Annotated in this window: 28 protein-coding genes; 10 read left to right on the forward strand and 18 right to left on the reverse strand. The window is 68.9% G+C overall.

Annotated elements, in window-relative coordinates:
• The first annotated feature begins 59 nt into the window (after positions 1-59).
• The 3 genes from C8E96_RS10900 to C8E96_RS10910 are packed head-to-tail and all read left to right on the forward strand — an operon-like array spanning position 60 to position 1,284.
• Positions 60-389, forward strand: a complete 330-nt coding sequence (locus C8E96_RS10900) for an ArsR/SmtB family transcription factor (protein ID WP_091379252.1) — start codon at positions 60-62, stop codon at positions 387-389.
• Positions 389-868 carry an SRPBCC family protein gene (locus tag C8E96_RS10905; protein ID WP_091379249.1) on the forward strand — a complete coding sequence of 160 codons (480 nt, stop codon included), beginning with the start codon at positions 389-391 and terminating at the stop codon, positions 866-868. Before C8E96_RS10900 ends, C8E96_RS10905 begins: the two co-directional genes overlap by 1 nt.
• A 2-nt stretch (positions 869-870) precedes the next feature.
• Positions 871-1,284, forward strand: a complete 414-nt coding sequence (locus tag C8E96_RS10910) for a VOC family protein (RefSeq protein WP_091379245.1) — start codon at positions 871-873, stop codon at positions 1,282-1,284.
• 48 nt (positions 1,285-1,332) lie between these two features.
• On the opposite strand, the gene C8E96_RS10915 is transcribed toward C8E96_RS10910, so the two are convergent.
• From C8E96_RS10915 to C8E96_RS10925, 3 genes are all read right to left on the reverse strand, one after another.
• Complete coding sequence (locus tag C8E96_RS10915) at positions 1,333-1,908, reverse strand: dihydrofolate reductase family protein (protein ID WP_091379242.1); 576 nt, start codon at positions 1,906-1,908, stop codon at positions 1,333-1,335.
• 106 nt (positions 1,909-2,014) lie between these two features.
• Positions 2,015-3,892 (reverse strand): ABC transporter ATP-binding protein, encoded by a 1,878-nt coding sequence (locus C8E96_RS10920; RefSeq protein ID WP_176926792.1) that lies wholly within the window; start codon positions 3,890-3,892, stop codon positions 2,015-2,017.
• Complete coding sequence (locus tag C8E96_RS10925) at positions 3,889-5,655, reverse strand: ABC transporter ATP-binding protein (protein WP_091379239.1); 1,767 nt, start codon at positions 5,653-5,655, stop codon at positions 3,889-3,891. The genes C8E96_RS10920 and C8E96_RS10925 overlap by 4 nt, the downstream gene beginning before the upstream one ends.
• A gap of 338 nt (positions 5,656-5,993) precedes the next feature.
• Between C8E96_RS10925 and C8E96_RS10935 the strand changes: the two genes are divergently transcribed.
• The gene (locus C8E96_RS10935; protein ID WP_228770057.1) at positions 5,994-6,239 is read left to right on the forward strand and encodes a hypothetical protein; all 246 of its coding nucleotides are present in this window, start codon (positions 5,994-5,996) and stop codon (positions 6,237-6,239) included.
• Between the two features lie 45 nt (positions 6,240-6,284).
• Positions 6,285-6,617: a hypothetical protein gene (locus C8E96_RS10940; protein ID WP_091379236.1), complete on the forward strand. Its 333-nt coding sequence runs from the start codon at positions 6,285-6,287 to the stop codon at positions 6,615-6,617.
• An 85-nt stretch (positions 6,618-6,702) separates the two neighbouring features.
• Here the strand turns inward: C8E96_RS10940 and sepH are convergent, their stop codons facing one another.
• The 12 genes from sepH to C8E96_RS11000 form a co-directional block, all read right to left on the reverse strand.
• Positions 6,703-7,689 carry a septation protein SepH gene (gene sepH, locus C8E96_RS10945; protein ID WP_091379233.1) on the reverse strand — a complete coding sequence of 329 codons (987 nt, stop codon included), beginning with the start codon at positions 7,687-7,689 and terminating at the stop codon, positions 6,703-6,705.
• Between the two features lie 176 nt (positions 7,690-7,865).
• A complete protein-coding gene (serC, locus tag C8E96_RS10950; protein ID WP_091379231.1) occupies positions 7,866-9,002 on the reverse strand; it encodes a phosphoserine transaminase in 1,137 nt (378 codons plus the stop codon).
• A 178-nt stretch (positions 9,003-9,180) separates the two neighbouring features.
• Positions 9,181-9,726 carry a hypothetical protein gene (locus tag C8E96_RS10955; protein WP_133794342.1) on the reverse strand — a complete coding sequence of 182 codons (546 nt, stop codon included), beginning with the start codon at positions 9,724-9,726 and terminating at the stop codon, positions 9,181-9,183.
• A gap of 113 nt (positions 9,727-9,839) precedes the next feature.
• Positions 9,840-11,201 (reverse strand): serine hydrolase domain-containing protein, encoded by a 1,362-nt coding sequence (locus tag C8E96_RS10960; RefSeq protein WP_166657948.1) that lies wholly within the window; start codon positions 11,199-11,201, stop codon positions 9,840-9,842.
• A 22-nt stretch (positions 11,202-11,223) separates the two neighbouring features.
• Positions 11,224-11,841: a response regulator gene (locus C8E96_RS10965; RefSeq protein WP_091379225.1), complete on the reverse strand. Its 618-nt coding sequence runs from the start codon at positions 11,839-11,841 to the stop codon at positions 11,224-11,226.
• Positions 11,838-12,983 carry a sensor histidine kinase gene (locus C8E96_RS10970; protein WP_091379222.1) on the reverse strand — a complete coding sequence of 382 codons (1,146 nt, stop codon included), beginning with the start codon at positions 12,981-12,983 and terminating at the stop codon, positions 11,838-11,840. Before C8E96_RS10970 ends, C8E96_RS10965 begins: the two co-directional genes overlap by 4 nt.
• Positions 12,980-13,792, reverse strand: coding sequence for an ABC transporter permease (locus tag C8E96_RS10975; protein ID WP_091379219.1), 813 nt, complete (start codon positions 13,790-13,792; stop codon positions 12,980-12,982). The genes C8E96_RS10970 and C8E96_RS10975 overlap by 4 nt, the downstream gene beginning before the upstream one ends.
• Positions 13,789-14,619, reverse strand: coding sequence for an ABC transporter ATP-binding protein (locus C8E96_RS10980; RefSeq protein ID WP_091379216.1), 831 nt, complete (start codon positions 14,617-14,619; stop codon positions 13,789-13,791). The genes C8E96_RS10975 and C8E96_RS10980 overlap by 4 nt, the downstream gene beginning before the upstream one ends.
• A 93-nt stretch (positions 14,620-14,712) precedes the next feature.
• A complete protein-coding gene (locus C8E96_RS10985; RefSeq protein WP_091379213.1) occupies positions 14,713-15,948 on the reverse strand; it encodes a DUF6801 domain-containing protein in 1,236 nt (411 codons plus the stop codon).
• A gap of 155 nt (positions 15,949-16,103) precedes the next feature.
• Positions 16,104-16,289, reverse strand: coding sequence for a DUF397 domain-containing protein (locus tag C8E96_RS10990; RefSeq protein WP_091379208.1), 186 nt, complete (start codon positions 16,287-16,289; stop codon positions 16,104-16,106).
• 5 nt (positions 16,290-16,294) lie between these two features.
• Positions 16,295-17,128 carry a helix-turn-helix domain-containing protein gene (locus C8E96_RS10995; protein WP_091379204.1) on the reverse strand — a complete coding sequence of 278 codons (834 nt, stop codon included), beginning with the start codon at positions 17,126-17,128 and terminating at the stop codon, positions 16,295-16,297.
• A 76-nt stretch (positions 17,129-17,204) separates the two neighbouring features.
• Positions 17,205-18,362 carry a citrate synthase 2 gene (locus C8E96_RS11000; protein WP_091379201.1) on the reverse strand — a complete coding sequence of 386 codons (1,158 nt, stop codon included), beginning with the start codon at positions 18,360-18,362 and terminating at the stop codon, positions 17,205-17,207.
• Positions 18,363-18,684: 322 nt separating this feature from the next.
• Between C8E96_RS11000 and pdxH the strand changes: the two genes are divergently transcribed.
• From pdxH to C8E96_RS11015, 3 genes are all read left to right on the forward strand, one after another.
• Complete coding sequence (pdxH, locus tag C8E96_RS11005; protein WP_091379198.1) at positions 18,685-19,344, forward strand: pyridoxamine 5'-phosphate oxidase; 660 nt, start codon at positions 18,685-18,687, stop codon at positions 19,342-19,344.
• Between the two features lie 109 nt (positions 19,345-19,453).
• Entirely contained in the window at positions 19,454-20,704 is a 1,251-nt protein-coding gene (locus C8E96_RS11010) for an MFS transporter (RefSeq protein WP_091379193.1), read from the forward strand.
• A 38-nt stretch (positions 20,705-20,742) separates the two neighbouring features.
• Complete coding sequence (locus tag C8E96_RS11015) at positions 20,743-22,116, forward strand: APC family permease (RefSeq protein WP_091379190.1); 1,374 nt, start codon at positions 20,743-20,745, stop codon at positions 22,114-22,116.
• Here C8E96_RS11015 and C8E96_RS11020 read toward each other — a convergent pair.
• Both C8E96_RS11020 and C8E96_RS11025 read right to left on the reverse strand, forming a co-directional pair.
• Positions 22,105-22,941: an MBL fold metallo-hydrolase gene (locus C8E96_RS11020; RefSeq protein WP_091379187.1), complete on the reverse strand. Its 837-nt coding sequence runs from the start codon at positions 22,939-22,941 to the stop codon at positions 22,105-22,107. The genes C8E96_RS11015 and C8E96_RS11020 overlap by 12 nt on opposite strands.
• Positions 22,942-22,943: 2 nt before the next feature.
• A complete protein-coding gene (locus tag C8E96_RS11025; protein ID WP_091379183.1) occupies positions 22,944-23,501 on the reverse strand; it encodes a TetR/AcrR family transcriptional regulator in 558 nt (185 codons plus the stop codon).
• Positions 23,502-23,557: 56 nt separating this feature from the next.
• Here C8E96_RS11025 and C8E96_RS11030 point away from each other — a divergent pair, with 56 nt between their 5' ends.
• Positions 23,558-24,457, forward strand: coding sequence for an aldose 1-epimerase family protein (locus C8E96_RS11030; RefSeq protein ID WP_091379178.1), 900 nt, complete (start codon positions 23,558-23,560; stop codon positions 24,455-24,457).
• The gene (locus C8E96_RS11035; protein WP_091379174.1) at positions 24,454-25,674 is read left to right on the forward strand and encodes an amidohydrolase; all 1,221 of its coding nucleotides are present in this window, start codon (positions 24,454-24,456) and stop codon (positions 25,672-25,674) included. The genes C8E96_RS11030 and C8E96_RS11035 overlap by 4 nt, the downstream gene beginning before the upstream one ends.
• Here C8E96_RS11035 and C8E96_RS11040 read toward each other — a convergent pair.
• Entirely contained in the window at positions 25,658-26,278 is a 621-nt protein-coding gene (locus C8E96_RS11040; RefSeq protein WP_091574868.1) for a hypothetical protein, read from the reverse strand. The genes C8E96_RS11035 and C8E96_RS11040 overlap by 17 nt on opposite strands.
• Positions 26,279-26,355: the final 77 nt, after the last annotated feature.

The following is a 26,355-nucleotide window of genomic DNA, read 5'->3' on the forward strand; positions in this document are numbered from 1 at the left end:
GACGTGTGGGGTCGCCAGGCGTATAAATCCAATCGGTTATACAACCGAGAGGTTATGGAATGGCTGTCGACCAGCTGGACGCGACCTTCGCCGCGCTCGCCGACCCGACCCGGCGGGCGATCCTCAAGCGGCTCAAGTCGGGCGAGGCCACGGTCATGGAGCTGGCCGCGCCGTTCGAGATGAGCCAGCCCGCGATCTCCAAGCACCTCAAGGTGTTGGAGCGGGCGGGTTTGATCTCCCGCGGCCGCGACGCGCAACGGCGGCCGTGCAGGCTGGAACCGGGTCCGCTCAAGGCGGCGACGGACTGGCTGGAGAACTACCGCCGCTATTGGGAAGAGCAGTACCAACGCCTCGACGCACTGCTCGACGTGCTCAAAGAGGAGACCTGATGACCGTCACGATCACGACCCCGTCGCCCACCGAACTGGCGGTGACCCGCTCGTTCGACGCGCCACGAGCACTGGTCTTCGACGCGCTGACCAAGCCCGAACTGTTGAAGCGCTGGCTCGGCGCCCAAGGCTGGAACCTGGTCGAGTGCACGGTCGACCTCCGAGTCGGCGGCGCCTGGCGGTTTGTCTCGCAGGGGCCGGGCGGCGCGAAGATGGGCCACGGCGGCGTGTACCAGGAGATCGAAGCGCCCTCGCGCCTGGTCTACACCGAGTCCTATGACGACCAGTGGTTCGAGGGCGAAGCCCTGATCACCGCGTCCCTGACCGAAACGGCCGGCCGAACCACCGTCCACACGGTGCTGCGGTTCGAGTCGCAGGAGATCCGGGACGTGGTCGCGGCGTCCCCGATGGAATCCGGAATCAATTACGGCTATGCGCGTCTCGACGACGTGCTGGCCTCAGTGTCGAAAGCGGGCTGACCATGAACTGGACCCTCGAAGTCGTCGTCGTACCGGTCACCGATGTGGCCCGCGCCAAGGAGTTCTACGCCGAAACCCTCGGCTTCAACGTCGACCACGACACCTTCGTCAGCGAGGAGATGCACGTCATTCAGCTGACACCACCGGGATCGGGCTGCTCCATCGTCATCGGCAAGGGCGTCGGCGTGATGGAACCTGGTTCCCTGCAAGGCTTGCAGCTGGTGGTGAACGACCTGCGGGCCGCGCACAAGCAGCTGACCGAGCGTGGGGTGGAAGTCAGCGAGATCCGGGTGGCGGGCCCGAACGGCTTCGAACCGGCGGTCGAAGGGGACGAGCTGAACAACGCGGGCTTCTGCTTCTTCACCGACCCGGACGGAAACGGCTGGGCGGTACAGCAGATCACCGCCCGCCCCTGACGCCTGCCCGGGGTCGGCCTGCCACTGGCCGACCCCGGAATGGGCTGGTCAGCGGGTGACGTCGAAGACCATCTTCTGGATTCCGTTGGAGTAGGACTCGCTCTCGACGAGCTTGAGGTTCTGCTTGTCCTTGTCGGTGGCGCTGAACAGCCGCTTGCCCGCGCCGAGCAGGACCGGGAAGACCAGCAGGTTGTACCGGTCGATCAGGCCCGCGTCGGACAGGGACCGGTTCAGGGCGGCGCTGCCGTGGACGATGATCGCTCCACCCTCGGTCTCCTTGAGCGCGGCGACGTCGTCGAGCGAACGGAGGATGGTGGTCTCGCCCCAGTTGGACACCAGGTCCTCCTCCTTGAGCGTGGTCGACACGACGTACTTCGGCATCGCGTTGTAGCCCGCGAACTCCTCGGTCATCGTCGGCCACACCGGCGAGAACGCCTGGTAGCTGACCCGGCCCATCATCATGGCCGACGCCTCGCCCTGCTCACGGCCCTTGAGCTCGTACGCGGCCTCGTCGAACTCGATGTCGTTGAAGGTCCAGCCCGTGTTGCGGTAGTCCGCTTCGCCGCCGGGTGCCTCGATGACACCGTCGAGCGAGACGAAAGCGGTGGTGATCAGGGTGCGCATTGGTAGCTCCTTGGTTGTTCTGCTGGGCTCTCATCAGTACGACGAGCGGGGGTGCGCCGAATCGACACCTCGCGCGGAAATTTCTGACGCGTTGATTTTGCCCCGGTCAGGCCAGGGAGTCCTGCCAGGCGGTGTGGAGGTCCGCGAACTGACCGGTACTGGCGATCAGGTCCGCCGGAGAGCCGTCCTCCACGATGCGTCCATCGGCCACCACGAGCACCCGGTCGGCGATCAGGACCGTCGACAGGCGGTGGGCGATGATCAGGGCCGTGCGGTCCTTGAGCACCGACTCCAACGCCGTCTGCACCGCCCGTTCCGTGGGCACGTCCAAGCTCGAAGTCGCCTCATCCAGCACCAACACCGCCGGGTCCGCGAGGAAGGCGCGCGAGAAGGCGACCATCTGGCGTTGGCCCGCCGACAGCCTGCCGCCCCGCTTGCGCACGTCGGTGTCGTAGCCCTCGGGCAACGCCTCGATGAACGTGTGGGCGCCCACCGCTTGGGCGGCCGCTTCGATCTCCGGGCGGGAGGCGTCCGGTCGGCCCAGGGCGATGTTGTCCGCGACGGAGCCCGCGAACAGGAAGTTCTCCTGGGTCACCATCACCACCGACCGGCGAAGATCCACATCGGAGACCGCCCGCAAGTCGGTCCCATCCAGCAGCACCGCGCCGGATGACGGGTCGTAGAAGCGGGCGACGAGCTTGGCCACCGTGGACTTGCCCGCGCCGGTCGCGCCCACCAGGGCCACCGTCTGGCCCGCCGGGATGGTCAGGTCGAACTTCGGCAGGACCACCGGACCCGTCGCGGAGTAGCGGAACTCCACCTGGGCGAACTCCACCGACCGTCCGCCCGCGTGGGGCGGCAGGCTGACCGGGTCCTTCGGATCCAGGACGTCGGGCTCCTCCTCCAGCAGGCCGGATATCTTCTCCAGCGCGGCTGTCGCCGAGGTGTAGGAGTTGGCGACCATGGCCAGGTCGTCCAGCGGGTCGTAGAACCGGCGCAGGTACAGGGTGAACGCCGTGAGGACACCCAGTTCCAGCCCGCCGTTGGCGACCCGGTAGGCGCCGATCGCCAGAATCACGGCCAGCGACAGGTTGCCCACCAGCCGAACCGTCATGGTGAACCGCGCGACCACGTTGAGCGCCTTGCTGTTCGCGCCGCGGAAGCTCTCGTTCAGGTCGTCCATGATGGACTCGTTGCGCGACTCGCGGCGGAACGCCTGGACGGCGCGCATGCCGTTCATGGTCTCGACGAACTGGACGATGATCTTCGCGATCGCCCCGCGGGTGTCGCGGTAGGCCTGGCCCGAGTTGCGGTAGAACCACCGGGTCACCAGCAGCAGCGGGATGAAACCGGCGAGCACCAGCAGGGCCATCGGGGTGTCCAGCACCAGCAGCAGCACCGCGATACCCACGACGGACAGGATGGCGGACAACAGGTCGTCGAGACCGTCCTCCAACAGGTCGTCGAGGGAATCCAGGTCGCTGGTGAGCCTGGAGATCACCTTCCCGGACGTGTAGGACTCGTGGAACGACAGCGAAAGCCGTTGCGAGTGCCGGAAAACGCGCATCCGCAGGTCCAGCAGCACGTCCTCGCCGATCCGTCCGGACAGCCGGAGGAACAGGTACCGCAGCCCGGCCGAACCGACGCTGGTCATGACGTACGCCGCCACGCACCACGCCATCACCGAGGGGTCGCCGTCGATCGCGGCGGGGATGCCCGAGTCGATGGCGATCGCGATGATCAGCGGGCCGGCCAGAGTCGCGGCGTTGTCGGCCACGACGAACAGCAGGGCGAGCAGCGCCTGACCCAGGTGCGGGCGGATCAGCGAGCCCAGCAGCCTGCGGGAGCGCGCCTTCAGCTTGAGGCTCGTCGCGTATGCGACTTCCTCGGTGTCCTCGGCGGCGACCCCGCGCCAGGCCTCGGCCTCGCGCGGGCTCTCCACGCTGCCTTTGGCGTGGTCGGCGGCGTCCTGCGGCGCGCTCACGTGCTCACCTCCTCACGGTCCATAGTGGACAGAAGTGCTCGGTAGTCTTCGTTGTTCGCCAACAGGTCCGAGTGCTCGCCCACGGCGACAATGCGTCCGCCGTCGAGCATCGCGACCCGGTCGGCCAGCTGCACCGTGCTCGGGCGGTGGGCCACGACCAGCGCGGTCACGTCCTTGAGGACACTGCGGAGCGCGTGTTCGACCTCGGCCTCGGTGTGCACGTCGAGCGCGGACAGCGGGTCGTCGAGCACGAGGACCTGCGGCCCGCCGACGACCGCGCGGGCGAGCGCGAGCCGTTGGCGCTGGCCGCCGGACAGCGACAGGCCCTGCTCGCCGATCCGCGTGTCCAGCCCCCAGGGCAGGTTGTCGACGAACTCCTCCGCCTGCGCGATCCGCAGGGCCTCGCGGACCTGCGCGTCGGTCACGTCCTCCGCGCCGAGCGCCACGTTCTCCCGGACGCTCGCGGAGAACAGCACCGGCTCCTCGAACGCCGTCGCGACCGCGGTGCGCAGGTCGTCGAGCGTCAGGTCCCGCACGTCCACGCCGTCGATCGTGACCCGCCCGGCCGTCACGTCGGCCAGTCGCGGCACCAGCGCGGTGAGCGTCGTCTTGCCCGAGCCGGTCGACCCGACCAGCGCGATCGTCTCGCCCGGGCGCACGTCGAGGTCGATCCCGCGCAGGGTGTCCCGCTCGGCGCCCGGGTACCGGAAGTGGACGCCCTCGAACCGGAGGCTGCCCACACCGGCCGCGGGCAGCCGCTTCGGCTCGGCCGGATCGGTCACGGTGATCTCGGCGTCGCGGACCTCCCAGTACCGCTCACACGCCGTCGCCGCGTCGTTGGTCTCCGCCAGCAGCCACCCGATCGAGTCGGTCGGCCAGCGCAGGTACGTCGCCACCGTGATGCCCGCCACCAGGGTGCCAACCGTCATCGACCCCTCGACGACGCCGGTCGCACCGAACAGCAGCATGGCGCCGATCCCCAGCTCGGGCAGCATGATGATCGCCGCCCAGAGGATCGCCAGGACCCGGATCTTGTGCAGCTCCGTCTTGCGCAGCTCCTTCGCCTCCGCGGCGAACCGCTCCGCCAGGTGCCTGCCGCGCCCGAAGGCCTTCAGCACCCGGATGCCCAGGACGGACTCCTCGACGGTTGTCGCCAAATCGCCGGCTTGGTCCTGCGAACGCCGCGACAGGACGGAGTACTTCGACTCGTACTGCGTCGAGATCAGCACCAGCGGTGCGGTGCAGATCAGCGTGATGAGTCCGAGCGTGGGGGACAGGACGAACAGCACCGTCAGCCCTGCCAGCAGCGTCAGGGTGTTGACCACCAGGAACACCACCCCGAACGCGATGTACCGACGCAGCGTCGACAGGTCCGACACCGCCCGGGACAGCAGCTGCCCGGACTGCCACCGGTCGTGGAACGCGATCGGCAGCCGCTGCAGGTGCTGGTAGAGGTCCATCCGCAACTGGGCCTCGACCTGCGTGCTCGGCCGCACGATCAGCTTGCGGCGCACGTAGAACAGGATCGCCTCGGTGGTCCCGAGCGCCGCCACCGCGAGCACCAGCCAAGGCAGCGCAGCGGTGTCCCGGGCGGCGACCGGGCCGTCCAGGATGCGCAGGATGACCAGCGGAATGGTGAGCCCGCAGACCATCGAGCCGAGCACGGCCACCCCGGAGCCGATCATCCGACCGCGGACCGGTCGCAGGTACGGCACGAGTCTGAGCAGCACCCAGACCCGCGTGCCGTGCCGTTCGGTGTCCATGAGGCCCCCTGTCGCCTCGATCGACGGTAGCCACGGAGCGTGTCCGGGTCATCTGAATTACGAGGGTGGTCCCTCCAGTGCGGTAGAGGTCAAGGCGCGGTTTTGGCTCAGCGGCGGACGCGGTAGCGGAGGTGGGTGGCCTCCGGGGTGTCGATCGGCTGCACCTCGTCGAGCACCCCGGCCGCCGGCGCCCGCTGCCCGGTGTACGCGCCACGCACTCCCGCGGTCTCGGTCTTGCTTGCCCTGACATCTGTGCGACGAACGGCGCGTACCGGAAATCGACAGCCTCACACCGCGGATATCAAGCCGTCCTTTGTGGAGCGCGGCATGATGGAGGCATGACTCGATCGGAAGCCGTGCGCTTCCTGCGCACTGAGCCGAGCATGGCCTTCACCGAGGGCAGGCTGCTGGCGCTGCGTGACGGGGTGGTCTACGTCCTCGCCCCGGACGGGTGGGCCCGCCTGGGCCGGGAGCGGCCGTCGACGGCGGTGTGGATCGACCGGGAAGCCGCTGAGGACTGGTGCGAGTTGGAGGGCTGGGACCTACACCTACTCGACACCGTCCCTACTCCTGGCGCCTTCTAGCCCGGCAATCAATGCACCGCCGCCGGCGCAGGTAACTTGCGGGTCGTGGCGGTCATGGACGTTCGCAACAGTTCCAAGGGATGGCTCGTACTGTGGCTTGAACCATTGGGGGAGGATCGTTGGCTCAAGCCAGGCGAGGTCGTCCGGGTTCGTAGCGACTATGGCGGCGACGAGCCGGCCTTCTCGGTCGACTTCTGGGAGGACGATCGGGACCGGGACGCAGGGATTCAGAACATCAATGTCTGGATCGAGCAGGGTGACTGCTATGCGGAAGTCACCGATCACGCCGGCAACGTCGTCGAGTGCGGCCACCAGCGGCCCGAGGAAGTCGACAGGAAGTGGCGGGCCTCTCTCGGCGAGCTGCCGGAACAGACCTGACTGAGCTCCTACCGGCGTTCCCGAGCGATTCGCCAAAATGCGGAGAAGGCGGCCCCATAAGGGACCGCCTTCTCCGTCTGGTTCATCAGCCCCGGTTGGACCTGGTGCCGAGGAGGACGTCCTCCCACGACGGGACGATCGGCCGGGCCTTCTTGTTCGCCTTCGGCCGCCTGGGCGGTTCCGGCTTGCGGTCGGGCTCGTCGATCAGGGCGTTCTCCGGCTCCTCGCGGGGGGCGGGCTCTTGCTCGACGGACTCGGCCGGGGCCTGCTCCTCGACGATCTCGGCGGGAGCTTCCTCGACTGTGTCCACCAATTCCTCCACCTGCGGAGCGGGCTCCGGCGTCAGTTCGAAATCCTCCACCACGAAGTCCGCCGCGGGCGCCTCCGAGCCGTTGACCGCCGCGGGCAGTTCCGCGGGACGCTCAGCGGTGTCCAGGTTCATCGCCGCCTGGGCGAGCTGGGTGACCGGGCGGACCGTGCGCAGTGGGCGGTTCGGCTGGGGGTCGAGCAGGTCGCGGGCGTGGTCGTCGAGTGGGGTGACCGTGCCGCCGTGGGCACCTGGGTGAAACGACCAGTGGGCGCGGTTGAGCGACCTACCGGCCGTCCAGCTCAGCTGCACGACCCACTTGTTGTCCTCGCCGCGCCACGAGTCCCAGTTGGCGACCGCGTAGTCCTGGCCGCGCAAACCGAAGGAATGCGCGACGACCTCGCCGAGCGTCTGCACGTCCGGGCCGTCTTCACGGATCGGGTGCGCGCGCTGGGCGAGGTCGGCGGTGCGGGACCGCTCCAGTAAGACCGGGTAGGCGTAACGCTCGACCTTGTGAGTCGGGATGCCAGCCGCCTCGGCGACCTGCTCCACGGACTCTCCGGCACGGATACGGGTCTGGATCTCTCGTGGACGCATCTGGCTCTCCAGCTCGATTTCGATCTGGCCGAGTCGGGTGACGTCTCCTCGGGCGGCCGCACGCAGCCGCTCGTCCGCGGGAAGAGTGAAACGCTCGCCACGCGCCGAGTCTTCGCAGATGACGGTCTTGCCGTCATCTCCGAGCCCGACGACCCGCAGCGCGCGCATCGTGCACCTCCATACGATCTGAGCAGACTTCACTCGCCAGCGTCCCACGGTAGATCGGCGAGTCGCCTTGACGAACTAGGCGCGCCGTTACCCAAGGGATATCCCGAATGATCTTGCCGTATTCGAACGTGCGATGCACCAAGGTTGTGATCGTTCACCCGTTCGCGTATCTGGAGTTACCCGAGGCGCTCTACGACCCAGTCGATCGCGCCGGTGAGCAGGCTGACGTCGTCCGGTTCGATCGCCGGGAACATCGCCACGCGCAGCTGGTTGCGGCCGAGCTTGCGGTACGGCTCGACGTCGACGATGCCGTTGGCGCGCAGGACCTTCGCCACCTGGGCGGCGTCGACCGCGTCGGTGAAGTCGATCGTGCCGACGACCTGCGAGCGGTGCGCCGGGTCGGCGACGAACGGCGTGGTGAACTCGCCCTTCTCGGCCCAGCTGTACAGCCTGCTCGACGAGTCCTTGGTGCGCGCGACGGTCCACTCGAGGCCGCCGTTGCCCAGCATCCAGTCGATCTGCTCGGCCAGCAGGAACAGCGTCGAGATGGCCGGGGTGTTGTAGGTCTGGTCTTTGACCGAGTTGTCGACAGCGGTGGTGAGCGACAGGAACTCGGGGATCCAGCGGTCCGACGCGCCGATCTCCGCGACCCGGGCCAGCGCGGCCGGGCTCATCAGCGCCAGCCACAGGCCGCCGTCGGAGGCGAACGACTTCTGCGGGGCGAAGTAGTAGACGTCGAAGTCCTCGGCCTTGACCGGCAGGCCACCCGCGCCGGAGGTGGCGTCGATGGCGACCAGTGCGTCACCGGAACCCGCGGGACGCACGACCGGCATCTGCACGCCGGTGGAGGTCTCGTTGTGCGCCCAGCCGACCAGGTCGGTGCCCTCGGCGTAGGCGATCTCGGGCGCGGTGCCCGGCTCGGCCTTGACCACGACCGGCTCGCCCAGGAACGGCGCGCCCTTGGTCACGGCGGCGAACTTCGACGAGAACTCGCCATTGGTGAAGTGCTGCGAACGCTCACGGACCAGGCCGAACGCGGCCGCGTCCCAGAACGCGGTGGCGCCGCCGTTGCCCAGCACGACCTCGTAGCCCTCGGGCAGCGAGAACAGCTCACGCAGGCCGCTGCGGACCCGCCCGACCAGCGACTTGACCGGCTTCTGCCGGTGGGAGGTGCCGAGCAGCTTGGCGCCCTCGGTGGCCAGCGCGGCCACCTGCTCCGGGCGGACCTTCGAGGGTCCGCAGCCGAAGCGGCCGTCGGAGGGCAGCAGCTCTGCGGGCAGCACCAGCGTGCTCGGGTCGGCGGTCTGGGTCATCTCTTCGGCGCCTTTCGGTACTGCGACGACTGTGGGGACCCCGGCGACGGTGACGGGCTGACCCCAGTCTCGCACGACCGCTCAGGCCCGCCACACCGATGACCGGCAGGCGGGAAAGGCGCTGGTCGGACGAGGTGCGCCCCGCGTCCACCGTGGACGCGGGGCGCACCGTCGCCGCCTAGTACCAGTCGGTCCACGGGCCGGAGGACGGCGCGGTCTGCGCCCTGCAGTGATAGATGTAGTCCGGCCCCCAGGCACAGACCTCGATGCGCCCGTCCCACAAGATGTCGGCGTTGGGAGCGGTGATCAGGCGGCCCCCGAGGCCATGCCAGCCGCTCCAGCCGCCAGGTCCGCCTGCCTGCTGCCAGATGTGGTACATCTGGTCGCCGCCGCCGATGCCGAACACCTCGAGCGTGCAGTTGGTGTTCCGCGCGACGTCGACGCTGTACATCAGCCATCCGCCCAAGCTGGACCAGGACGACCACCCGCCCCCGGGGCTCACCTGGTACCGGTGGATGAGGTCTCCGGCGGGGGCGATCGTGAACTCCTCCCACCGGCCGTCGCAGTTCTGCATGCCGACGATCGTGCCCGCCGCGGTGGCGGTGGTGACGGACTCGGCGGGCGGCGGGGCCGCGCTCGCCGGTGTGGCGATGACGAGTGTCGTGAGCAGGCTTGCCCCCGCGGCCACTGCGACCCCGAAAGCCTTGAGACGTGTGGACAACAAGGTGTTCTCCCTCCCCGGAAACGACTCCGGGGCGGTCATGGCCCCGGCGCCGGGCCCGGTGTTCCGAGCCCCACGCCGAGGATGTCGATCACTTGTTGCCAAAAACTTGCCGGCTACTCGCGGGTGCGCCAGCCGGTCTCGTCGACGCCGCCGGGGATGGCGTCCGGGGTGCCGTACGGCTCCCGGGTGAACACGAAGGTGGCCAGGTCGAAGTGGCTGGGGGCGCCGTCGGCGTCGCGGTGCAGAACCAGGGTCTCGCCCGCGTAGTAGCCGTCGAGGCCGGTCCAGGTGTCGCGGCCCTCCGGGCGGAAGCGGGACTGCCTGCCGACGCCGGAGACCGGGGCCAGCCGCAGCCAGCCCTCGGGCAGCAGCCGCAGCAGGTACGGGGTCGGGCCCCAGTGCCACAGGCCGGTCAGGCTCAGCAGCTCCGGGTCGGCCTCGGCCATCGGCTCCCACTCGACGGGCAGCGCGGGCTCCAGCTCCTCGACCAGGTTGATCAGGTCGTGCGACAGGGCGACGACCGGCACGCCCCCGGTCGAGTTGGCCATGGTCAGCGCGCCCGTGCCCGTGCGCCAGTCGATGAGCGCGCTCGCCAGGAAGCCGGGCATGGAACCGCTGTGACCCGACAGGCGGCGACCGCCGATGCGCATCGCCTCGAAGCCGAGGCCGTAGCCCATGGTCCAGGCGTCGTTGTCGTCCACGTGGACCGGTGTGCGCATCTCCGCGACGGTGTCGGGGTGCAGCACGTCGCCGGTGTCGCCGCCGATGAAGCGGACCCAGCGGGCCAGGTCGTGCACCGTCGACCACAGCTGCCCGGCCGGGGCCATGGCGCCCGCGTCCGGGGTGGGCTCGTTGAGCAGGACGTCGGCGAAGGGGTGCACCGCCCAGCCGAGCGCGGCGGGCGCCTCCGGCTGCGGGGTGGTGCGGGTCATGCCGAGGGGAGCGAGGATCTCGGTCTCGAGCGCCTTGAGCCAGCTGGTTCCGCGCACGCGCGCGACCAGTTCACCGAGGACGCCGTAGCCGACGTTCGTGTAGTGGAACCGCGCGCCGGAGCGGTGGCGCAGCGCGTTCTGGGTGAGGCTGTTCTGCAGGGCCGTCCAGTCGTCGCCGACGGCGCGCTCCCACCACTGGCCGGGCGACTCCGAGGTCAGGCCCGCGGTGTGCGAGAGCAGCTGCGCGATGGTGACCTCGCCGAACGAGGTGCCCTGCAGGTGCTTGTCGAGCGGGTCGTTGAGGTCGAGCAGGCCCTCGTCGCGCAGCCGCATGACCAGGACCGCGATGAACGTCTTGGTGATCGACCCGATCCGGTACTGGGTGTCGTTGGTCGGCGCCTGGCCGTCGACCTTGCCCCGGGCCCCCGTCCAGACCACGACGCCGTCGCGGACGACCGCCGCGACCAGGGAGGGAGCGCGGCTCTCCGCCTGCGCCGTCGCGATCCGGCGGAGCAGGGCGAAGTCGGTTGTCTGCTGCAGCATGGAATGAATTGTGGGTCATAAATCAACCCAATAACCCCATGGAGATGGCCTTTGTTACCGCAGCGGTCCGATCCGACACACCAAGTTTATCGAACGATCGGACCAAATGGGTCTTTACAGTCGCCTCGCTAATGTGTAACGCCCGGCCGACGTCGGCATTGGTCATGCCCTGCCCGACCAGCGTGAGAACCTCCCGCTCCCGGGCGGAAAGTGCCTGCTTGGCGGGGGTGCGGACGCTGCGGACGAGCTTCCCGGCCACCGAGGGCGCGAGCACCGTCTCACCTCGGCTGGCCGCCCGCACGGCGTCGGCCAATTCCGCGGTGGAGGCGTCTTTCAGCAGATATCCGGACGCGCCCGCCTCGACCGCGCGCAAAATATCCGTATCCGTTTCGTAGGTAGTGAGCACCACCACTGCCGACCCGCCCTCGGCGACGATCTTCGCGGTCGCGCCCGCGCCGTCGAGACCCGGCATCCGCAGGTCCATCAGGATCACCTGCGGGCGCAGCGCGCGGGCCACGGCCACCGCTTCCTCACCCGATCCCGCCTCGCCGACGACGGTCAGGTCGGGCTCGGCTTCGAGCATCCCGCGCAGCCCAGCGCGCACGACGGGGTGGTCGTCGACCAGCAGCACCGTGATCATCCGAGCACCTCCACCGTCACCGTGGTCCCCGCGCCCGGCGCGGACCGAACCGTCACTGTCGCGGCCGCCTGCTCTGCCCGCGCGCGCATGCCGCGCAGCCCGAACCCGCCGGTCTGGGCGCCCGGATCGAAGCCCACACCGTCGTCGGTGACGCGCAAGGTGACTCCTTGGTCGGTCTGGGTGAGGCTGACGTCCACGGTGGACGCTGCCGCGTGCTTGCGGACGTTGGCCAGCGCCTCCTGCGCCGCGCGCAGCAGCAGGACTTCGACACCGGTCGGCAGCGGCGCGGCGCCCTCGGCGTGGAACCGCGCGTCGACCCCGGTCTCGGCGCGCAGCCGCTCGACCTGCCTGCCCAAGGCGTCGGCGAGCGACCCGCCGGACAGCGCGGAGGGCGCCAGAGCCGCGACCAGGGCGCGCGCCTCGGCGAGGTTCTCCCGCGCGGTCCGTGCCGCCAGGTCGAGCAGCCGCCGTGCCTTCTCGGACTCCACCTCGGACTCCGCGGCCTGCACCAGGGTGATGATGCTGGTGAAGCCCTGGGCGAGGGTGTCGTGGATCTCGCCGGCCAGCCGGGCCCGCTCGGCGTTCACCCCGGCTTCGTGGGACAGCCGGGACACCTCCGCGCGGCTGCTCTCCAACTTGGTGATCAGCACGGCGCGCTCCTCGCTCTGCCCCACGATACGGTGGATGTAGGTGCCGATGAGCAGGGAGAACGCCAGGCCGAAGAACGCCAGACCGAAGTCGTGCGCGTCGAAGGAAATGCCGGCGAAGACCGCCGAGAAGATCGGCGGCAGGACGTTGAACAGTGCGACGAGCGGCGCGGAGATTCGCAGCCGGAAGGTCATGAACACCATCGGGCAGATCATGAACAGCGCGTAGGTACTCGCAGGGGTGAACGCGACGGCGGTGAAGAACAGGGCCGCCAGCCCCGCGACGAACACCGTGCCGCGCGGGTTGTCGTCGGTGAGGATGACCCGGCGGCCGTACAGGGCGTACCAGGCGACGAGGGCGGTCAGGGCGATCAGACCCCCCGCCTGCCGGTCGGCGGGCTGGGTGCCGGTCACGACGATGACCACGACCGCGGCGTAGCCGATCGCGAAGTACACGTCCCAGATCCACCGCGACCGGTCCCAGACCTGGGTCATCCGGCTCGCCGCTCGCTCCACCGGAACGTCAGCAGGCACAGCACGAGACCGATCGCGCACCACGCGCCCAGGACCAGCGCTGTCATGCCGTGCTCCCATGAGCCCGCCACCTCCCCGACCATCATGCTGTCCGGCAGGAACACCGAGCGGAAGCCCTGGCCCATCCACTTGACCGGGAAGAACGACGCGACGGTCACCATCGGGCCGGGCAGCACCGAGATGTGCACGAAGATCCCGGAGATGAACTGCAGCGCGATCACCGGCAGGTTCAGCACCGCGGGCGCGCTCTTGCCGGACTTCGCGAGCGAACTGGCGGCGATGCCCAGCAGCGTGCAACTCAGGACAGACAGCGCGAGGAGCCAGGCCAGCGTCAGCCAGCGCGCCGGGTCGGTGGGCAACGACAGGTCAAAGAGCAGCACGCCGACAGCGAGCAGCAGGACCACCTCGGCCAGCGTCGCCACCGCGACCAGGACGATCTTGCCGACGAAGTACGCGGTAGCGGTGACCGGTGTGCCGCGCAGGCGTTTGAGCGTGCCGTCCTCGCGGTCGATCGCGATGCCGACGCCGGTGGTCAGGAAGGCCGTGGAGAGGATGCCGTAGGCGATCATGCTGGCGGCGAAGACCTGGCTCATCGGCACGGTCAGGCCCGGGTCGGTCTTGTTGAAGATCGAGCCGAGCAGGACCAGCAGGAAGGCGGGGAAGGCGAAGGTGAAGATCACGGCTTCCTTGGCGCGGAAGAACATGCGGAGCTCGGCCTGACCCCTCGACAGGCCGAGGATCGCGGTTCCGGGAAGTGTTCCGGTGCTCATGCCTTCGCTCCGATCAGGTCGAGATAGACGTCTTCCAGCGTCGGCTGGTGCACCCGCAGCCCGCTGATCTCCCGCCCGGCCAGCGCGACGACGGCGCCGGTCGGGTCATCGGTCCGGAGTTCGTGCGCGCCGGTGTGGTCGGTCCAGGTGACGGTGGCGAGCGCCGTCTCGCGCCCGCCGAGCGTCGCGGGCGTCCCCTCGGCGACGATGCGCCCGTCCGCGATCACCGCCAGACGGCTCGCGAGGGCTTCGGCCTCGTCGAGGTAGTGGGTGGTGAGCAGGATGGTCGTGCCGTCGGCGGCCAGGGTGCGGACGAGGTCCCAGAACTGGCGGCGGGCCTGCGGGTCGAACCCGGTGGTGGGCTCGTCGAGGAAGAGCAGCTCGGGATTGCCGACGATCCCTAGAGCGACGTCCAAGCGCCTGCGTTGGCCGCCGGACAACGACCTGATGCGCGCGCCTGCTTTCTCGGTAAGGCCGCAGACATCGAGGACATCGGTGATAGACCGGGGACTCGGGTAGTAACCGGCGTAGTGCTTGACGGTCTCGGCGACGGTCAACTCGGCGCTGTCGGTCGCTGTCTGAAGGACGATGCCGATGCGGGAACGCCAGTGTCGGCCCGCTTTGCCCGGGTCTTCGCCGAGGACGGTGGCTTCGCCGCTGGTGCGGTGGCGGTGGCCTTCGAGGATTTCGACGGTGGTGGTCTTGCCCGCGCCGTTGGGGCCGAGGAGGGCGAAGATTTCACCCTTGGTGACATGGAGGTCGATTCCGGCCACGGCGGTGTTGTCGCCGTAGTCCTTGCGTAAGCCGCGGACTTCGATCGCGTTCATGACTCGATCGTTTCCCGGGAGCGGGGTGCCCAGGGACGCCCGAAGCACTGAACCCCGTGTCAACCGATCGGATGACACGGGGTCCGGCGCGGGTCAGCTCAGTCGGAGTTCGACCGTGTTATCGGGGCCAGAGACGTTCGAAGTGATCACGCTGGTGAGCGGGGCGCAGCCGGTGAACGGCGCGATGGTGAAGGCGCCCGCCAGCTTGAGGTTGACGCTGGACATTTCCAGGGCGGCCGGGGTGGTGGTGCGGCACGGCGCGACCGGGATGGGGAAGCCGAAGAGGGTCAGGTCCGACAGCGTGATTCCGACGTCGGCATGCGCGGTTCGGAACGTGCCGGTCACCTTGCCGACGGGGGTGAAGCTGACCCGGGCGGTCGCGGGGAACAGGCCGTTGAGGGTCATCGTGGCGGTGGTCGGGTCGAGCTTGAGGTCGGCGGTGAAGTTGCCGGTCAGCACGTCATGATCGACCCCGAGCGTGCCGTGGAGGGCGACCGAGGTGTGGGCGGCTTTCAGGGTGGCGGTGCCCGCGAGGTTCCAGTCGTGGTGAGTCACGCGGGGGCGGGTGTGGACCGAAAGCGGTGCGCTGAATAGGGATTGGGGCGAGCGGACGGTGAAGACGTAGTCGGTGTCCGGTCGCAGGCCGGAGACGCGCACGGTGGTGCCGGGCACGGTGGCGGCCAGTTCGCCGTCGCGGAAGACCTCGTAGGCGGGCTGTCCGGTGGAGTCCCAGGCGAGTTCGACGGTGTCGAGGCCCACGTCGGTGGTGCGCAGGTTCGCGGGTGCGGCGGGCGGGGCGACCCGGATGGTGGCCAGCAAGTTGTTCTGGCCGGGATCCTGCACGCACTGGACTTCCTGGGCGATGACAATCGAGCCGTCGCTCCGGCGAAGGGTGAGGTCGAGAAGGACGTCATGGACCTTGATCGTCACCTCGCCCACATCGGGAAAGTCAAGCGGCGCGATGTAGTCGTTGAAGACCAATTCAAATTCGTCGCCCGGTGTTGGCGGTAGCGATATCCAATCGGTGGCGGATTCGGCTTCCAAAGGTCTGGCGGGGCCGACGACCGGTTGGATCCAGATGTGGGAAACCATGGTTACTTTGATGCTGGTCGCCCGGGCAAGCCGCATCATCTCTGCGACATGGTGGCCCAGTCGAAGCCGCGACTGCATAGGCGTGCGGTCCAAGTGTCGGGCCTGGGTGACCTGCTCGGGCAAGTCGGTGGCGCGGATGACCTGGGCAGGCTGGGCATCGATCAGTGGGTAGGTGCAGGTGTGGTTCGTCACGAGCTGGATCGGCTCGGCCGACGCCGAAGTGGAGCCCGCAGCCACCAGTGCGATACCAAGGGCGGCCGTGAGTAAGCGTCGGTAAATAGGTCTCGCCATTGTTCCCCATTCCCAGTCGTCAGTTCCTCGGACGCTAGGGGTGTGATGGGGGTGTGGCAATAGTGTTATCGGAAGATGTCAATAAATGAATGAGGCGCGCTCTATATTGCTGATGGAGGTGCGGATATTTCCGCCAGGAGTGAGGCCCAGGAAGAGGCGGGGAGGTGCAGGGTGCCCGCCTCGGGGGCCTTGGAGTCGCGTAGGTGGACCTCGGTCGAGTAGGCCACCTCGACGCAGGCCGCGCCGTCGCCGCTGCTGAAGCTGGATTTCCGCCACTCTGCGTGCATGCGTTTCAGCCCCGTTCGTGATCGGCCGCCATCCTGGTCAGGAAGTTCACCGAATCGGTGGAATCCAAGGCGATCTTTGCCAGCTTAACCGCCTTGTCTTGCAGCCGGCGGCTGCCGCTGGGGTTGTCGAGAAAGCCGGATGCACCACTGTGCTCGACATAGACAAGGGTCGGGGCATCGCGGAAGCTCAGGGTGAGGAAGTCGCCCGGGCTGCTGTAGCCGCCGTACTTGAACGGGATCACGCGGACCTCGACATTGGGGAGCTTCGCCCGGTCGATCAGCCAGTGGATCTGTTGCGCCATCACGAATGAGCCGCCCATCGGCCGCCGAAGCGCTCCCTCATCGAGGATCGCGACATAGGACGGTGCGGTGCGTTTGGTGAGCACCTGTTGCCGATCCAGGCGCTCGGCCAAGTGCTTCCGCATGTCGTCGGGGCGCGCGTCGCCGATGATCGCTTCGGCGTATGCGGGTGTTTGAAGCAGGCCAGGAATGTTCGCCGGGGCGAAATGGCAGATCGAGGTGGCTTGGCCTTCGAACCTGGCCAGTGCGGTCACCAGCTCCTTGAGCTGGTGGTCGGTCTCCAGCCAACCGGGCGCGGTCACTGCCTCGACCAAAGCCATGATCCGCTTGCGCTCTTTGCCCACCACGCCGTAGATCGCCAGCATGGCCGACACGTCTGCCACCGAGGCCGAACGCTTCGCGTTCTCGATTCGGTTCAGGCTCGCGCTGGAGATGCCGATTCGGGTGGCGGCTTGTCGGGTGGTCAACCCCGCACGCACGCGGAGGGCAGCCAGTTCCGTCCCCAGGGCACGCATTCGCGCCGGAAGGCGATCGCTCATCCGCCAATGTGATCAGCGGCGTGGTGTCACCGCAAACTCCACGAACGGATGAGCGATCTCCGGGGGTGAAACAGGATCACAGGTGGGCGATGTTGTCCCAGCCGTCGACCTCTTCCGGCTTGCGCGGGGCCGGGCCGATGTACTTCGCGGCCGGGCGGACCAGTTTGCCCGTGCGCTTCTGCTCCATGATGTGCGCGCACCAACCCGCCGTGCGGGCACACGTGAACATCGCGGGCATCATGTGCGGCGGGACCTCGGCGAAGTCCAGAATCACAGCGGCCCAGAACTCGACGTTCGTCTCGATCGCGCGGTCCGGGCGGCGCTCACGCAGTTCCGCCAGGGCGGCCTGCTCCAGGGCCACGGCCACGTCGTAGCGCTCGGCACCCAGTTCCTTGCAGGTGCGGCGCAGCACGCGGGCGCGCGGGTCCTCGGCCCGGTAGACCCGGTGGCCGAAGCCCATCAACCGCTCCTTGCGGTCGAGGATGCCCTTGACGAACTTGCGGGCGTCGCCGGTCTTCTCGACCTCTTCGAGCATCGGCAGCACGCGGGCCGGGGCACCACCGTGCAGCGGGCCGGACATGGCGCCGATCGCACCCGACAGCGAAGCCGCCACATCCGCGCCGGTGGAGGCGATGACGCGGGCGGTGAAGGTCGACGCGTTGAGGCCGTGCTCGGCGCCGGAGACCCAGTAGGCGTCGACCGCCTGGACGTGCTTGGGGTCGGGCTCGCCGCGCCAGCGGGTCATGAAGCGCTCGGTGATCGAGTTGCACTCGTCGATGCGCTTCTGCGGGACCGCGGGCTGGTGGATGCCGCGCGCGGACTGCGCCACATACGACAGCGCCATGACCGACGCGCGGGCGAGCTGGTCGCGCGCTTCGTCGTCGGAGATGTCGAGCAGCGGCTGGTAGCCCCAGATCGGGGCGAGCATGGCGAGACCGGCCTGCACATCGACCCGGACGTCGCCGGAGTGCACGGGCAGCGGGAACGGCTCGGCGGGCGGCAGGCCCGGCCCGAAACGGCCGTCGACCAGCAGAGCCCACACGTTGCCGAAGGTCACGTGGCCGACAAGGTCTTCGATGTCGACGCCCCGGTAGCGCAGGGCGCCACCGTCGCGGTCCGGTTCCGCGATCTCGGTCCGGAAGGCGATGACGCCTTCGAGCCCGGGGCGGAAACCGTCGTCCGGCTCCACCGCCGCCGCAAGTGTCTTATCGATGTCCTGCACCGCGTTGTGCATTGTCTCGCCTTTCGCGCCATGTCCCCGACGGATTCGCGCAGCGGCAGCGGCGTCAAGACAGGTCGCCGTCGCCGAGCACCACTGCACGGCTGGGCAAACCTTGCTCCTCATACCACCCGGTTAGCAATCGTTCACGGCGGTGTCTTCGGTCACGATCCAGTGGATCGATTAAGCTTGTTGACCTTCAACACCCTGTAACACGGGTGCCCACGATCGTCCGATCGGCGTGGCAGCTGTCACCGGGCGGGCGGTTTCCGTTCACCTCGATTACCCGTAACGTCCCTTGTCGGCGGGTTCTCACGGGTTGGCGGAGGAGATACGGATGGCGGACGGCGACATCACCTTGGCACTGCCGACCATGCGGGTGGCCTACGAACAAGGTGCGCTCACCGAAGCCGACTTGGCGACCACTTGGCACGAGCAGCTGCAGCGCTGGCTCGACGCGGCCCGCCAGGCGGGTGTCGCCGAGCCGAACGCCATGGTCCTGGCGACCGCCAACGCCGAGGGAATGCCGTCGTCGCGCGCCGTCCTGGCCAAGGGCCTCGACGAGCGTGGCCTGGTGTTCTTCACCAACTACACCTCTGCGAAGAGCCACGACCTGATGGCGACCCGGTACGCGTCGGCGACCTTCCCGTGGTTCGCGATGCACCGGCAGGTCAGCATCCGCGGCACGGTCGAGAAGGTGTCGGCCGCCGAGACCGCCGAGTACTGGGCCAAGCGCCCGCGCGGCTCGCAGCTCGGGGCCTGGGCGTCGCCGCAGTCGATCGTCGTCAACGGTCGTCCCGCCCTGGAGTCCGCGCTGGCCAACGTCGAGCGCCGGTTCGCCGACGCCGAGACCGTGCCGGTGCCACCCCATTGGGGTGGTTGGCGGATCCAGCCGGAGGTCGTCGAGTTCTGGCAGGGCAGGCAGGACCGCATGCACGACCGCCTCCGCTTCCAACTCACCCGCGACGGCTGGCGAGTACAGCGCCTCGGCCCGTAACCCACCCGTCCGGCTCGCGGTTGGTGAAAATCACGCGAGAAGTGGGCGATAGTTGTCCTAGGCTAACGAAGTGACCCTCGACGCCGAGCCTCGATCTCGATTCCGCACGATGTTCGGCAAGGCCCTCATCGACGTGCGGCCGCTGAAGATCAAGGGGTACCGCAGGCTCTGGGTCTCCACCGCCGTCACCGCCGTGGGCAGCCAGCTCACCGCCGTGGCCGTGCCCAAGCAGGTGTACGACCTCACCGGCTCGTCCGCGTGGGTCGGCATCGCGGGGGCGGTCGGCTTGGTTCCGCTCCTCGTCTTCGGCCTCTGGGGTGGGGCGATCGCGGACGCGCATGACCGGCGGACCGTCATGATCGTCACCAACATCGGGGTCGCGGTGACCTCCGGCCTGCTGTGGCTCCAAGCGTTCGTGTCGCTGGGGTCGGTGTGGACCGTGCTCGCCCTGCTCGGACTCCAACAAGCCTTCGTCGCGGTCAACATGCCCACCCGCAGTGCCGCCATCGCTCGACTGGTGCCGGAGGAGCTGATCCCGCAGGCGAACGCGCTCGGCTTCACCACCTTCACCTTCGGCATGGTGTTCGGCCCGCTCGCCGCCGGCGCGCTGATTCCGCTGCTCGGTTTGTCCACTTTGTACCTGGTGGACACCGTCGCGCTGGTGCTCGCGCTGTGGATGGTGACCCTGCTGCCCAAGCTGCCGCCGGGGGAGGGCTCATCCCGCAAAGCGGGCCTGACCGACATCGCCGACGGCTTCCGCTACCTGCGCGGCCGCAACATCCTGCTCGTCTCCTTCCTGGTCGACATCATCGCGATGGTCGCCGGGATGCCCCGAGCCCTGTTCCCGGAGATGGCCGAGCGCACCTTCGGCGACCCGCCCGGTGGCGGGCTCGCGCTGGGCTGGCTCTACGCCGCCATCCCCATCGGCTCCGCGCTCTTCGGCATCTTCTCCGGGTGGTTCGCCCGGATGCCCCGGCAGGGTGCGGTGATCACCATCTCCATCATCGTGTGGGGGCTGGCGATGGTCGGCTTCGGACTGACCACCGCGCTCTGGCTCGCGGTCGTCTTCCTGGCGATCGGCGGCGGCGCCGACCTGATCAGCGCGGTGCACCGCAGTTCCATGCTGCAAACCGAGGCCACCGACGAGATGCGCGGCCGGATGCAGGGCGTGTTCACCGTCGTGGTCGCGGGTGGACCGCGCATCGCCGACGTCCTGCACGGCTGGGGCGGCGCCGCTCTGGGCACGGCCGCGGCGGCCACGATCGGCGGGGTCCTGGTGGTGGTGTTGACGATCGCCACCGTCGTCGCGGTCCCGAAATTCTGGCGCTACCGGTTCGAACCGCGGGCGGTCAGTGTTTGACCTTGTGCGACGGTAGTCGGTGGGACAGTCTCTAGTGCATGGTTGACCAACCGAAATCGATCATCGTCGAGTCCGGGGGCCAGGCACAACCCGAACTCAAGCGGGTCATCGGACCCGGGCTGCTGCTGTTGTTCGTGGTCGGCGACATCATCGGCACGGGCGTGTACGCGCTCACCGGGACGGTCGCGGGCAAGGTCGGCGGTGCCCTGTGGCTGCCGTTCCTGATCGCGTTCCTCGTCGCCTTCCTGACCGCGTTCAGCTACTTGGAACTGGTCGGCAAGTACCCGCGCGCGGCCGGTGCGGCGCTCTACACGCACCGCGCGTTCAAGATCCAGTTCCTGACGTTCATGGTCGCGTTCGCCGTGATGTCGTCGGGCATCACCTCCGCGGCGTCGGCCGCGCAGGCGTTCGGCAACACCTACCTGCGCAAGCTGATGGGCGACTCGCTCACCATCCCGACCGTGTGGATCGCGATCGGGTTCATCCTGCTGCTGGCCGCGGTCAACTTCCGCGGTGTCGCGGAATCGCTGTGGGCCAACGTGGTCCTGACGATGATCGAGCTGTCCGGCCTGCTGATCGTGATCGTGATCGGCTTCTACGCGATCACCCAAGGCCAGGGCGAGCCCAGCCGCCTGCTGGAGATCGACACCGCCAACCAGACCCCGTTCATCGCGGTCGCCTCCGCCACGGCGCTGGCGTTCTTCGCGATGGTCGGCTTCGAGGATTCGGTCAACATGGCCGAGGAGTGCCGCGAACCCGTCCGCATCTTCCCCAAGGCGATGCTGATCGGCATGGGTGTCGCGGCCACGATCTACGTGCTGGTCGCCCTCACGTCCTCGCTCCTGCTGCCCGCCAACGAGTTGTCGGCGGCGAAGAGCGACGCGCTGCTGCGGGTCGTCTCGGCCGGGGCGCCGGACTTCCCGCTGTGGGTGTTCGCGCTGATCGGCCTGCTGGCGGTCATCAACTCGGCGCTGATCAACATGCTGATGGCGAGCCGACTCGTCTACGGCATGGCCAACGAGCGGATCATCCCGCGCGCGTTCGGGACCGTGCACCCGTTCCGCCGCACGCCGTGGGTGTCGATCCTGTTCACCAGCCTGATCGCGGTGGGCCTGGTGGCATCGGTCGACATCACCCTGCTCGGCGGGACGACGTCGCTGTTGCTGCTGCTGGTGTTCACCGTGGTCAACGTGGCCGTGCTCGTGCTTCGCAAGGACCCGGTGGCGCACAAGCACTTCCGCGCGCCGACGATCGTCCCGGTGATCGGCGCGGTCACCTGCGCCTTCCTGGCGAGCCCGCTGTCGGGCAGGCCCGCCAGGGAGTACGGCATCGCCGCGATCCTGCTGGCGATCGGGGTCGTGCTGTGGGGCGTCAACCAGTTGCTGTTCCGGTCCCGCGTGTCAGACGACTGAGCCGGTCAGGCGGCGCAGTTCGACGGCGTCGTGCGCGGAGAACACGGTGACCTCGTCGCCGTGGTCGCGGACCAGGTCCCGCAGCCGGGCCTGGTTCGCGACCCGCGCCTTGCCGTCCACCTGCATGATCTTCTCGAACGCGCTCATCAGCGGCGGGCAGTTCGGGTTCACCGGGTCGATCTCGCCCCGGTTGAAGTACGCGTCGCCCGCGTGCAGCAGCCAGCCCGAGCCGGTGTCGACCGCGACGCCGACATGGCCGCGCGTGTGGCCTTCCAGTGGCACCAGCAGGAAGTCCTCGGGCAGCCCGACCAGGCCGCGGACCGCGCGCATGCCGAACCACTCGTCGCCGCCACCTGCCTGGTAGAGCTCCCACTTCGGGCCGTGGGCCCACTGCGCGGCGCGGAACCGCTGCCGCTCGCGCACGGTCGCCTGGGCGGTCGCGACCGTGTGCTCGGGCTCATACACGTGGACGGTCGCGCTCTGGAAGTCGCGCAGGCCGCCCGCGTGGTCGAGGTCCATATGCGTCAGGATGATGTGCCGGACGTCGGATGCCTTGTGGCCCAACGCCTCCACCTGCCGGATCGCCGACGTCGACGGGTCGGCCAGCGGACGGACCAGGTGCACGAACTCGCGGGGGAGTGAGCCCGGCAGCCGCGCCAGGTCGGTCTCGCCGAAGCCGGTGTCGACCAGGACCAGGCCCTGCTCGCTCTCGATGAGCAGCACATGGCAGACCATGTTCGCCATGCGGAACAGGCCGGGCTCCCCGTCGAGCAGCTTGCCGCCCGGCGGGCGCATCGAACCGCAGTTCAGGTGGTGTACGCGCACGTTCAGCGTCCTTTCAACAGTGTTCGCATGGTCGTGCCGACCGCATAAAGGGGTGCGGTGTCGCGGCGGGTGCGGGCCAGCAGCTGCGCGCCCTCCAGGGCGGCGAGCAGCGTGGTCGCGACGTTTTCGGCGTCGGGGATGTCGTGTGCCGCGAGGAAGTCGCGCACCACGCCCTGCCAGGAGGCGAACGCGGACACGCAGGCTTCCCGCACGACGTCGCCACCATCCGGCGCGACCGTCCCGATAGGACAGCCACGGCTGAAGTCGGAGGCGACGAGATGCTCGGCGAGCCCCTGGATCACCGCGTCGAGGCCTGCCACCGGGTCGGCGGCGCCGTCGAGGGTCGCGGAGACCCAGTCGCACAGCTCGCCCGCCGCGAGCGCGACCGCTTCGGCGGCGAGCTGCTCTTTGCCGCCGGGGAAGTGGAAGTAGAGCGAGCCCTTGGGGAGGCCGCCTTCGGCGAGGACCTGGTTGAGGCCCGTGCCGTGGTAGCCCTGGGTGCGGAACAGGGTCGCCGCGGTCCGCAGCGTCCGTTCGCGAGTGTCGGTGCGCCTGCCCATGCGCCGTACTATACAGACCGGTCTAGTAATGTCGAGCCCGCGTAGGCTCCTGACGCATGGCCGATGAGTACGAGATCACGTATGCCGGAGCCCGGGCCGTCATCACCGCCACCGGCGCGACCCTGCGCGTCTTCGAGGTCGACGGCGTGTCCTATCTGGAGACCTTCCCCGAGGACGAGTCCGCGCCGATGGGATCGGGCGCGGTCCTGATCCCGTGGCCGAACCGCACCGCGGGTGCGGAGTGGACCTACCGCGGCGAGCCGCAACACCTCGAAGTCACCGAACCCGCGCGCGGCAACGCCAGCCATGGCTTGGTGCGCAAGGAAACCTGGGCCGCCACTGTGGAGGAGGACTCATCGGTCACGCTCGAGCTGACCGTCGGCGAGCGTCCCGGCTGGCCGTTCCGGTTCCGCACCACGGTCACCTACGCGCTCGACATCGAGGGCCTCGCGGTCACCCACACCGTCCACAATCTGGCCGACCTGCCGATGCCCTTCGGCGTCGGCGCCCACCCCTACCCGCGGCCGGGGCGGTCCGACGCCGACGACTGCGTCCTGACGCTCGCCGCCACCACGCACCTCCCGCTCGACCCGGAGCGCATGGTGCCCACCGGCCCGGCCGTCCCGGACGACTCGTTCGCCGACGGCAAGCCGTTGCGCGGCACCACCCTCGACGACGCGTTCGGCGGCTGCGTCCCCGGACTCGACGGCCTGGTCCGCCACTCGCTGCGCGGACCGGACGGCGGCGTGGAGCTCTGGGCGGACCCGGTGTTCGGCTGGGTGCAGGTGTACACGCCGGATTCGTTCCCCGGCAAGGAATCCGGCCGCGCCGTCGCGATCGAGCCGATGACGTGCCCCCCGGACGCGCTCAACTCCGGCACCGATCTGCTGGAGGTCCGGCCGCGCGAAACGTGGTCGGCGTCGTGGGGTCTTCGACCACTAAGGTCGAGCCTGTGACTATCGCGGTAACCAATGGCTATGTGGTCCCAGTGGATGGCGAGCCCATCGACGGCGGAACGGTCCTGATCGACAACGGCAAGATCGTCGCCGTCGGCGCGGACGTCGAAGTGCCCGAGGGCGCGGAGATCGTCGACGCCACCGGATCGTGGGTGCTGCCGGGATTCGTCGAGGCGCACGCCCATGTCGGCGTCTACGAGGAGGGCGAGGGCTGGGCGGGGCAGGACACCAACGAGATGACCGACCCGGTCACCGCGAAGGTCCGCGCCATCGACGCCATCAACCCCGACGACGAGGGCTTCCGCGACGCGCTGTCCGGCGGGGTCACCACGCTGGTGGTGAAACCGGGTTCCGGCAACGTGATCGGCGGGCACACGGTCGCGGTGAAGGCCTGGGGCCGCACCGTCGAGGACATGCTGCTGCGGGACCCGGTGAGCATGAAGAGCGCGCTCGGCGAGAACCCGAAGCGCGTCTACGGCGACAAGAAGGTCATGCCGTCGACCCGGCTCGGCGTCGCCGCGATCATCCGCGAGGCGCTGACGAAGGCGCAGGACTACAAGGCGCGCAAGGAACACGCGGCGGGCGAGGGCAAGCCGTTCGACCGCGACCTCACCAACGAGGCGCTGGTCGCGGTGCTCGACGGCGACGTGCCGTGGTGCCAGCACTCGCACCGGGCCGACGACATCGCCACCGCGATCCGGCTCGCCGACGAGTTCGGCTACCGGCTGGTGATCAACCACGGGACCGAGGCGCACCTGCTGGCCGACCTGCTCGCCGAGCGGGACATCCCGGTGGTGACCGGGCCGCTGATCGTCGGCCGGTCCAAAGTGGAGGTCCGCAGGCGCGACTTCCGCAACCCCGGCATCCTGGCCCGCGCGGGCGTGCGGATCGCGCTGACCACCGACGCGCCGGTCGTGCCCATCAACTTCCTGGTGCACCAGGCGACCTTCGCGGTGAAGGAAGGTCTCGACCCGGTCGAGGCGATCCGCTCGATCACCGTGAACCCGGCGGAGATGCTCGACCTCGGCGACCGCGTGGGCGCGCTCAAGCCCGGTCTCGACGCCGACATCGTGATCTGGTCCGGCGACCCGCTCGACGTGATGAGCCGGGCGATGCGCGTGTTCATCGAGGGCCGCGAGGTCTACCACTTCGACGAGACCACCGGGCTCGGCGTCACGAAGAACGCCTTCTACACGGAGGCTATGCCGACGAGTTGACGACCTGGAGGACGGTGCGCTCGGGGTTCTGGCCGCAGCCGTAGAGCACGCTCGCGACGATGTACGGGTCGTGCTCGCGCAGCGGCTCGTTGCGCTGGCGGTAGACGTGTTCCAGCAGCGCGCGCTGCTTGTCCGGGTGCAGGGCGAAGAAGTCGCGGCAGGACGTGTTGCCGTCCGGTTCGGGCTCCTCGGTCAGTTCGAGGTACGCGGCGCGGCCGCCGATGATCAACCCGGCGGCCGCGAGCACCGAGACGGCGATGATCGCGATCCGCTTGCCGTTGAACCCGGACGGCGCGCCCGCGGGCTCCGAGCCCGCGGGCGGCGCGATGTTCGTCGCCTGGACCATCCCGGCGATCATGTCGCGGAACTGCGGGTCGTCGCGGAACTGGTGGTTGAGCACGCCGACCAGCGGCCTGCGCCGGGCGGGGGCGTTCGGCTCGGCGGCGAACAGGTCGAACGTGCCCGCCGTCCCGGTCCGCCGCAGCCTGCCGATCACCGCGTCGAACAGCGTGTCCGCCGCGCGGTGGTGCGGGGCGTCGATGGTCATCCTGGCTCTTTGCGCCAGGATCTCCACCACGTGCTCCGCCAGTGTCGGAAAGCTCATCGAACCCCCACGTCTAGGGACAGACTTCCGTATACCGGTGAGATCGTCCGATACCCGGCGAACGTAAGTCTGACGGC

The organism is Actinokineospora alba (assembly GCF_004362515.1).
In the GTDB taxonomy this organism is placed as follows: Bacteria; Actinomycetota; Actinomycetes; order Mycobacteriales; family Pseudonocardiaceae; genus Actinokineospora; species Actinokineospora alba.

Bases quoted from the DNA above. Each gene is read 5' to 3' on its own strand.
- C8E96_RS10995 (WP_091379204.1), bottom strand. From the start codon at position 17,128: ATGAGCGATCGCCTTCCGGCGCGAATGCGTGCCCTGGGGACGGAACTG.
- serC (WP_091379231.1), bottom strand. From the start codon at position 9,002: ATGACCCAGACCGCCGACCCGAGCACGCTGGTGCTGCCCGCAGAGCTG.
- C8E96_RS10905 (WP_091379249.1), top strand. From the start codon at position 389: ATGACCGTCACGATCACGACCCCGTCGCCCACCGAACTGGCGGTGACC.
- C8E96_RS10960 (WP_166657948.1), bottom strand. From the start codon at position 11,201: ATGCTGCAGCAGACAACCGACTTCGCCCTGCTCCGCCGGATCGCGACG.
- pdxH (WP_091379198.1), top strand. From the start codon at position 18,685: ATGGCGGACGGCGACATCACCTTGGCACTGCCGACCATGCGGGTGGCC.
- C8E96_RS11040 (WP_091574868.1), bottom strand. From the start codon at position 26,278: ATGAGCTTTCCGACACTGGCGGAGCACGTGGTGGAGATCCTGGCGCAA.
- C8E96_RS10970 (WP_091379222.1), bottom strand. From the start codon at position 12,983: ATGACCCAGGTCTGGGACCGGTCGCGGTGGATCTGGGACGTGTACTTC.
- C8E96_RS11015 (WP_091379190.1), top strand. From the start codon at position 20,743: ATGGTTGACCAACCGAAATCGATCATCGTCGAGTCCGGGGGCCAGGCA.
- C8E96_RS11010 (WP_091379193.1), top strand. From the start codon at position 19,454: ATGTTCGGCAAGGCCCTCATCGACGTGCGGCCGCTGAAGATCAAGGGG.
- C8E96_RS10925 (WP_091379239.1), bottom strand. From the start codon at position 5,655: ATGGACACCGAACGGCACGGCACGCGGGTCTGGGTGCTGCTCAGACTC.
- C8E96_RS10975 (WP_091379219.1), bottom strand. From the start codon at position 13,792: ATGAGCACCGGAACACTTCCCGGAACCGCGATCCTCGGCCTGTCGAGG.
- C8E96_RS10935 (WP_228770057.1), top strand. From the start codon at position 5,994: ATGACTCGATCGGAAGCCGTGCGCTTCCTGCGCACTGAGCCGAGCATG.
- C8E96_RS10980 (WP_091379216.1), bottom strand. From the start codon at position 14,619: ATGAACGCGATCGAAGTCCGCGGCTTACGCAAGGACTACGGCGACAAC.
- C8E96_RS10965 (WP_091379225.1), bottom strand. From the start codon at position 11,841: ATGATCACGGTGCTGCTGGTCGACGACCACCCCGTCGTGCGCGCTGGG.
- C8E96_RS10990 (WP_091379208.1), bottom strand. From the start codon at position 16,289: ATGCACGCAGAGTGGCGGAAATCCAGCTTCAGCAGCGGCGACGGCGCG.
- C8E96_RS10915 (WP_091379242.1), bottom strand. From the start codon at position 1,908: ATGCGCACCCTGATCACCACCGCTTTCGTCTCGCTCGACGGTGTCATC.
- C8E96_RS10910 (WP_091379245.1), top strand. From the start codon at position 871: ATGAACTGGACCCTCGAAGTCGTCGTCGTACCGGTCACCGATGTGGCC.
- sepH (WP_091379233.1), bottom strand. From the start codon at position 7,689: ATGCGCGCGCTGCGGGTCGTCGGGCTCGGAGATGACGGCAAGACCGTC.
- C8E96_RS11030 (WP_091379178.1), top strand. From the start codon at position 23,558: ATGGCCGATGAGTACGAGATCACGTATGCCGGAGCCCGGGCCGTCATC.
- C8E96_RS11000 (WP_091379201.1), bottom strand. From the start codon at position 18,362: ATGCACAACGCGGTGCAGGACATCGATAAGACACTTGCGGCGGCGGTG.
- C8E96_RS11025 (WP_091379183.1), bottom strand. From the start codon at position 23,501: ATGGGCAGGCGCACCGACACTCGCGAACGGACGCTGCGGACCGCGGCG.
- C8E96_RS10900 (WP_091379252.1), top strand. From the start codon at position 60: ATGGCTGTCGACCAGCTGGACGCGACCTTCGCCGCGCTCGCCGACCCG.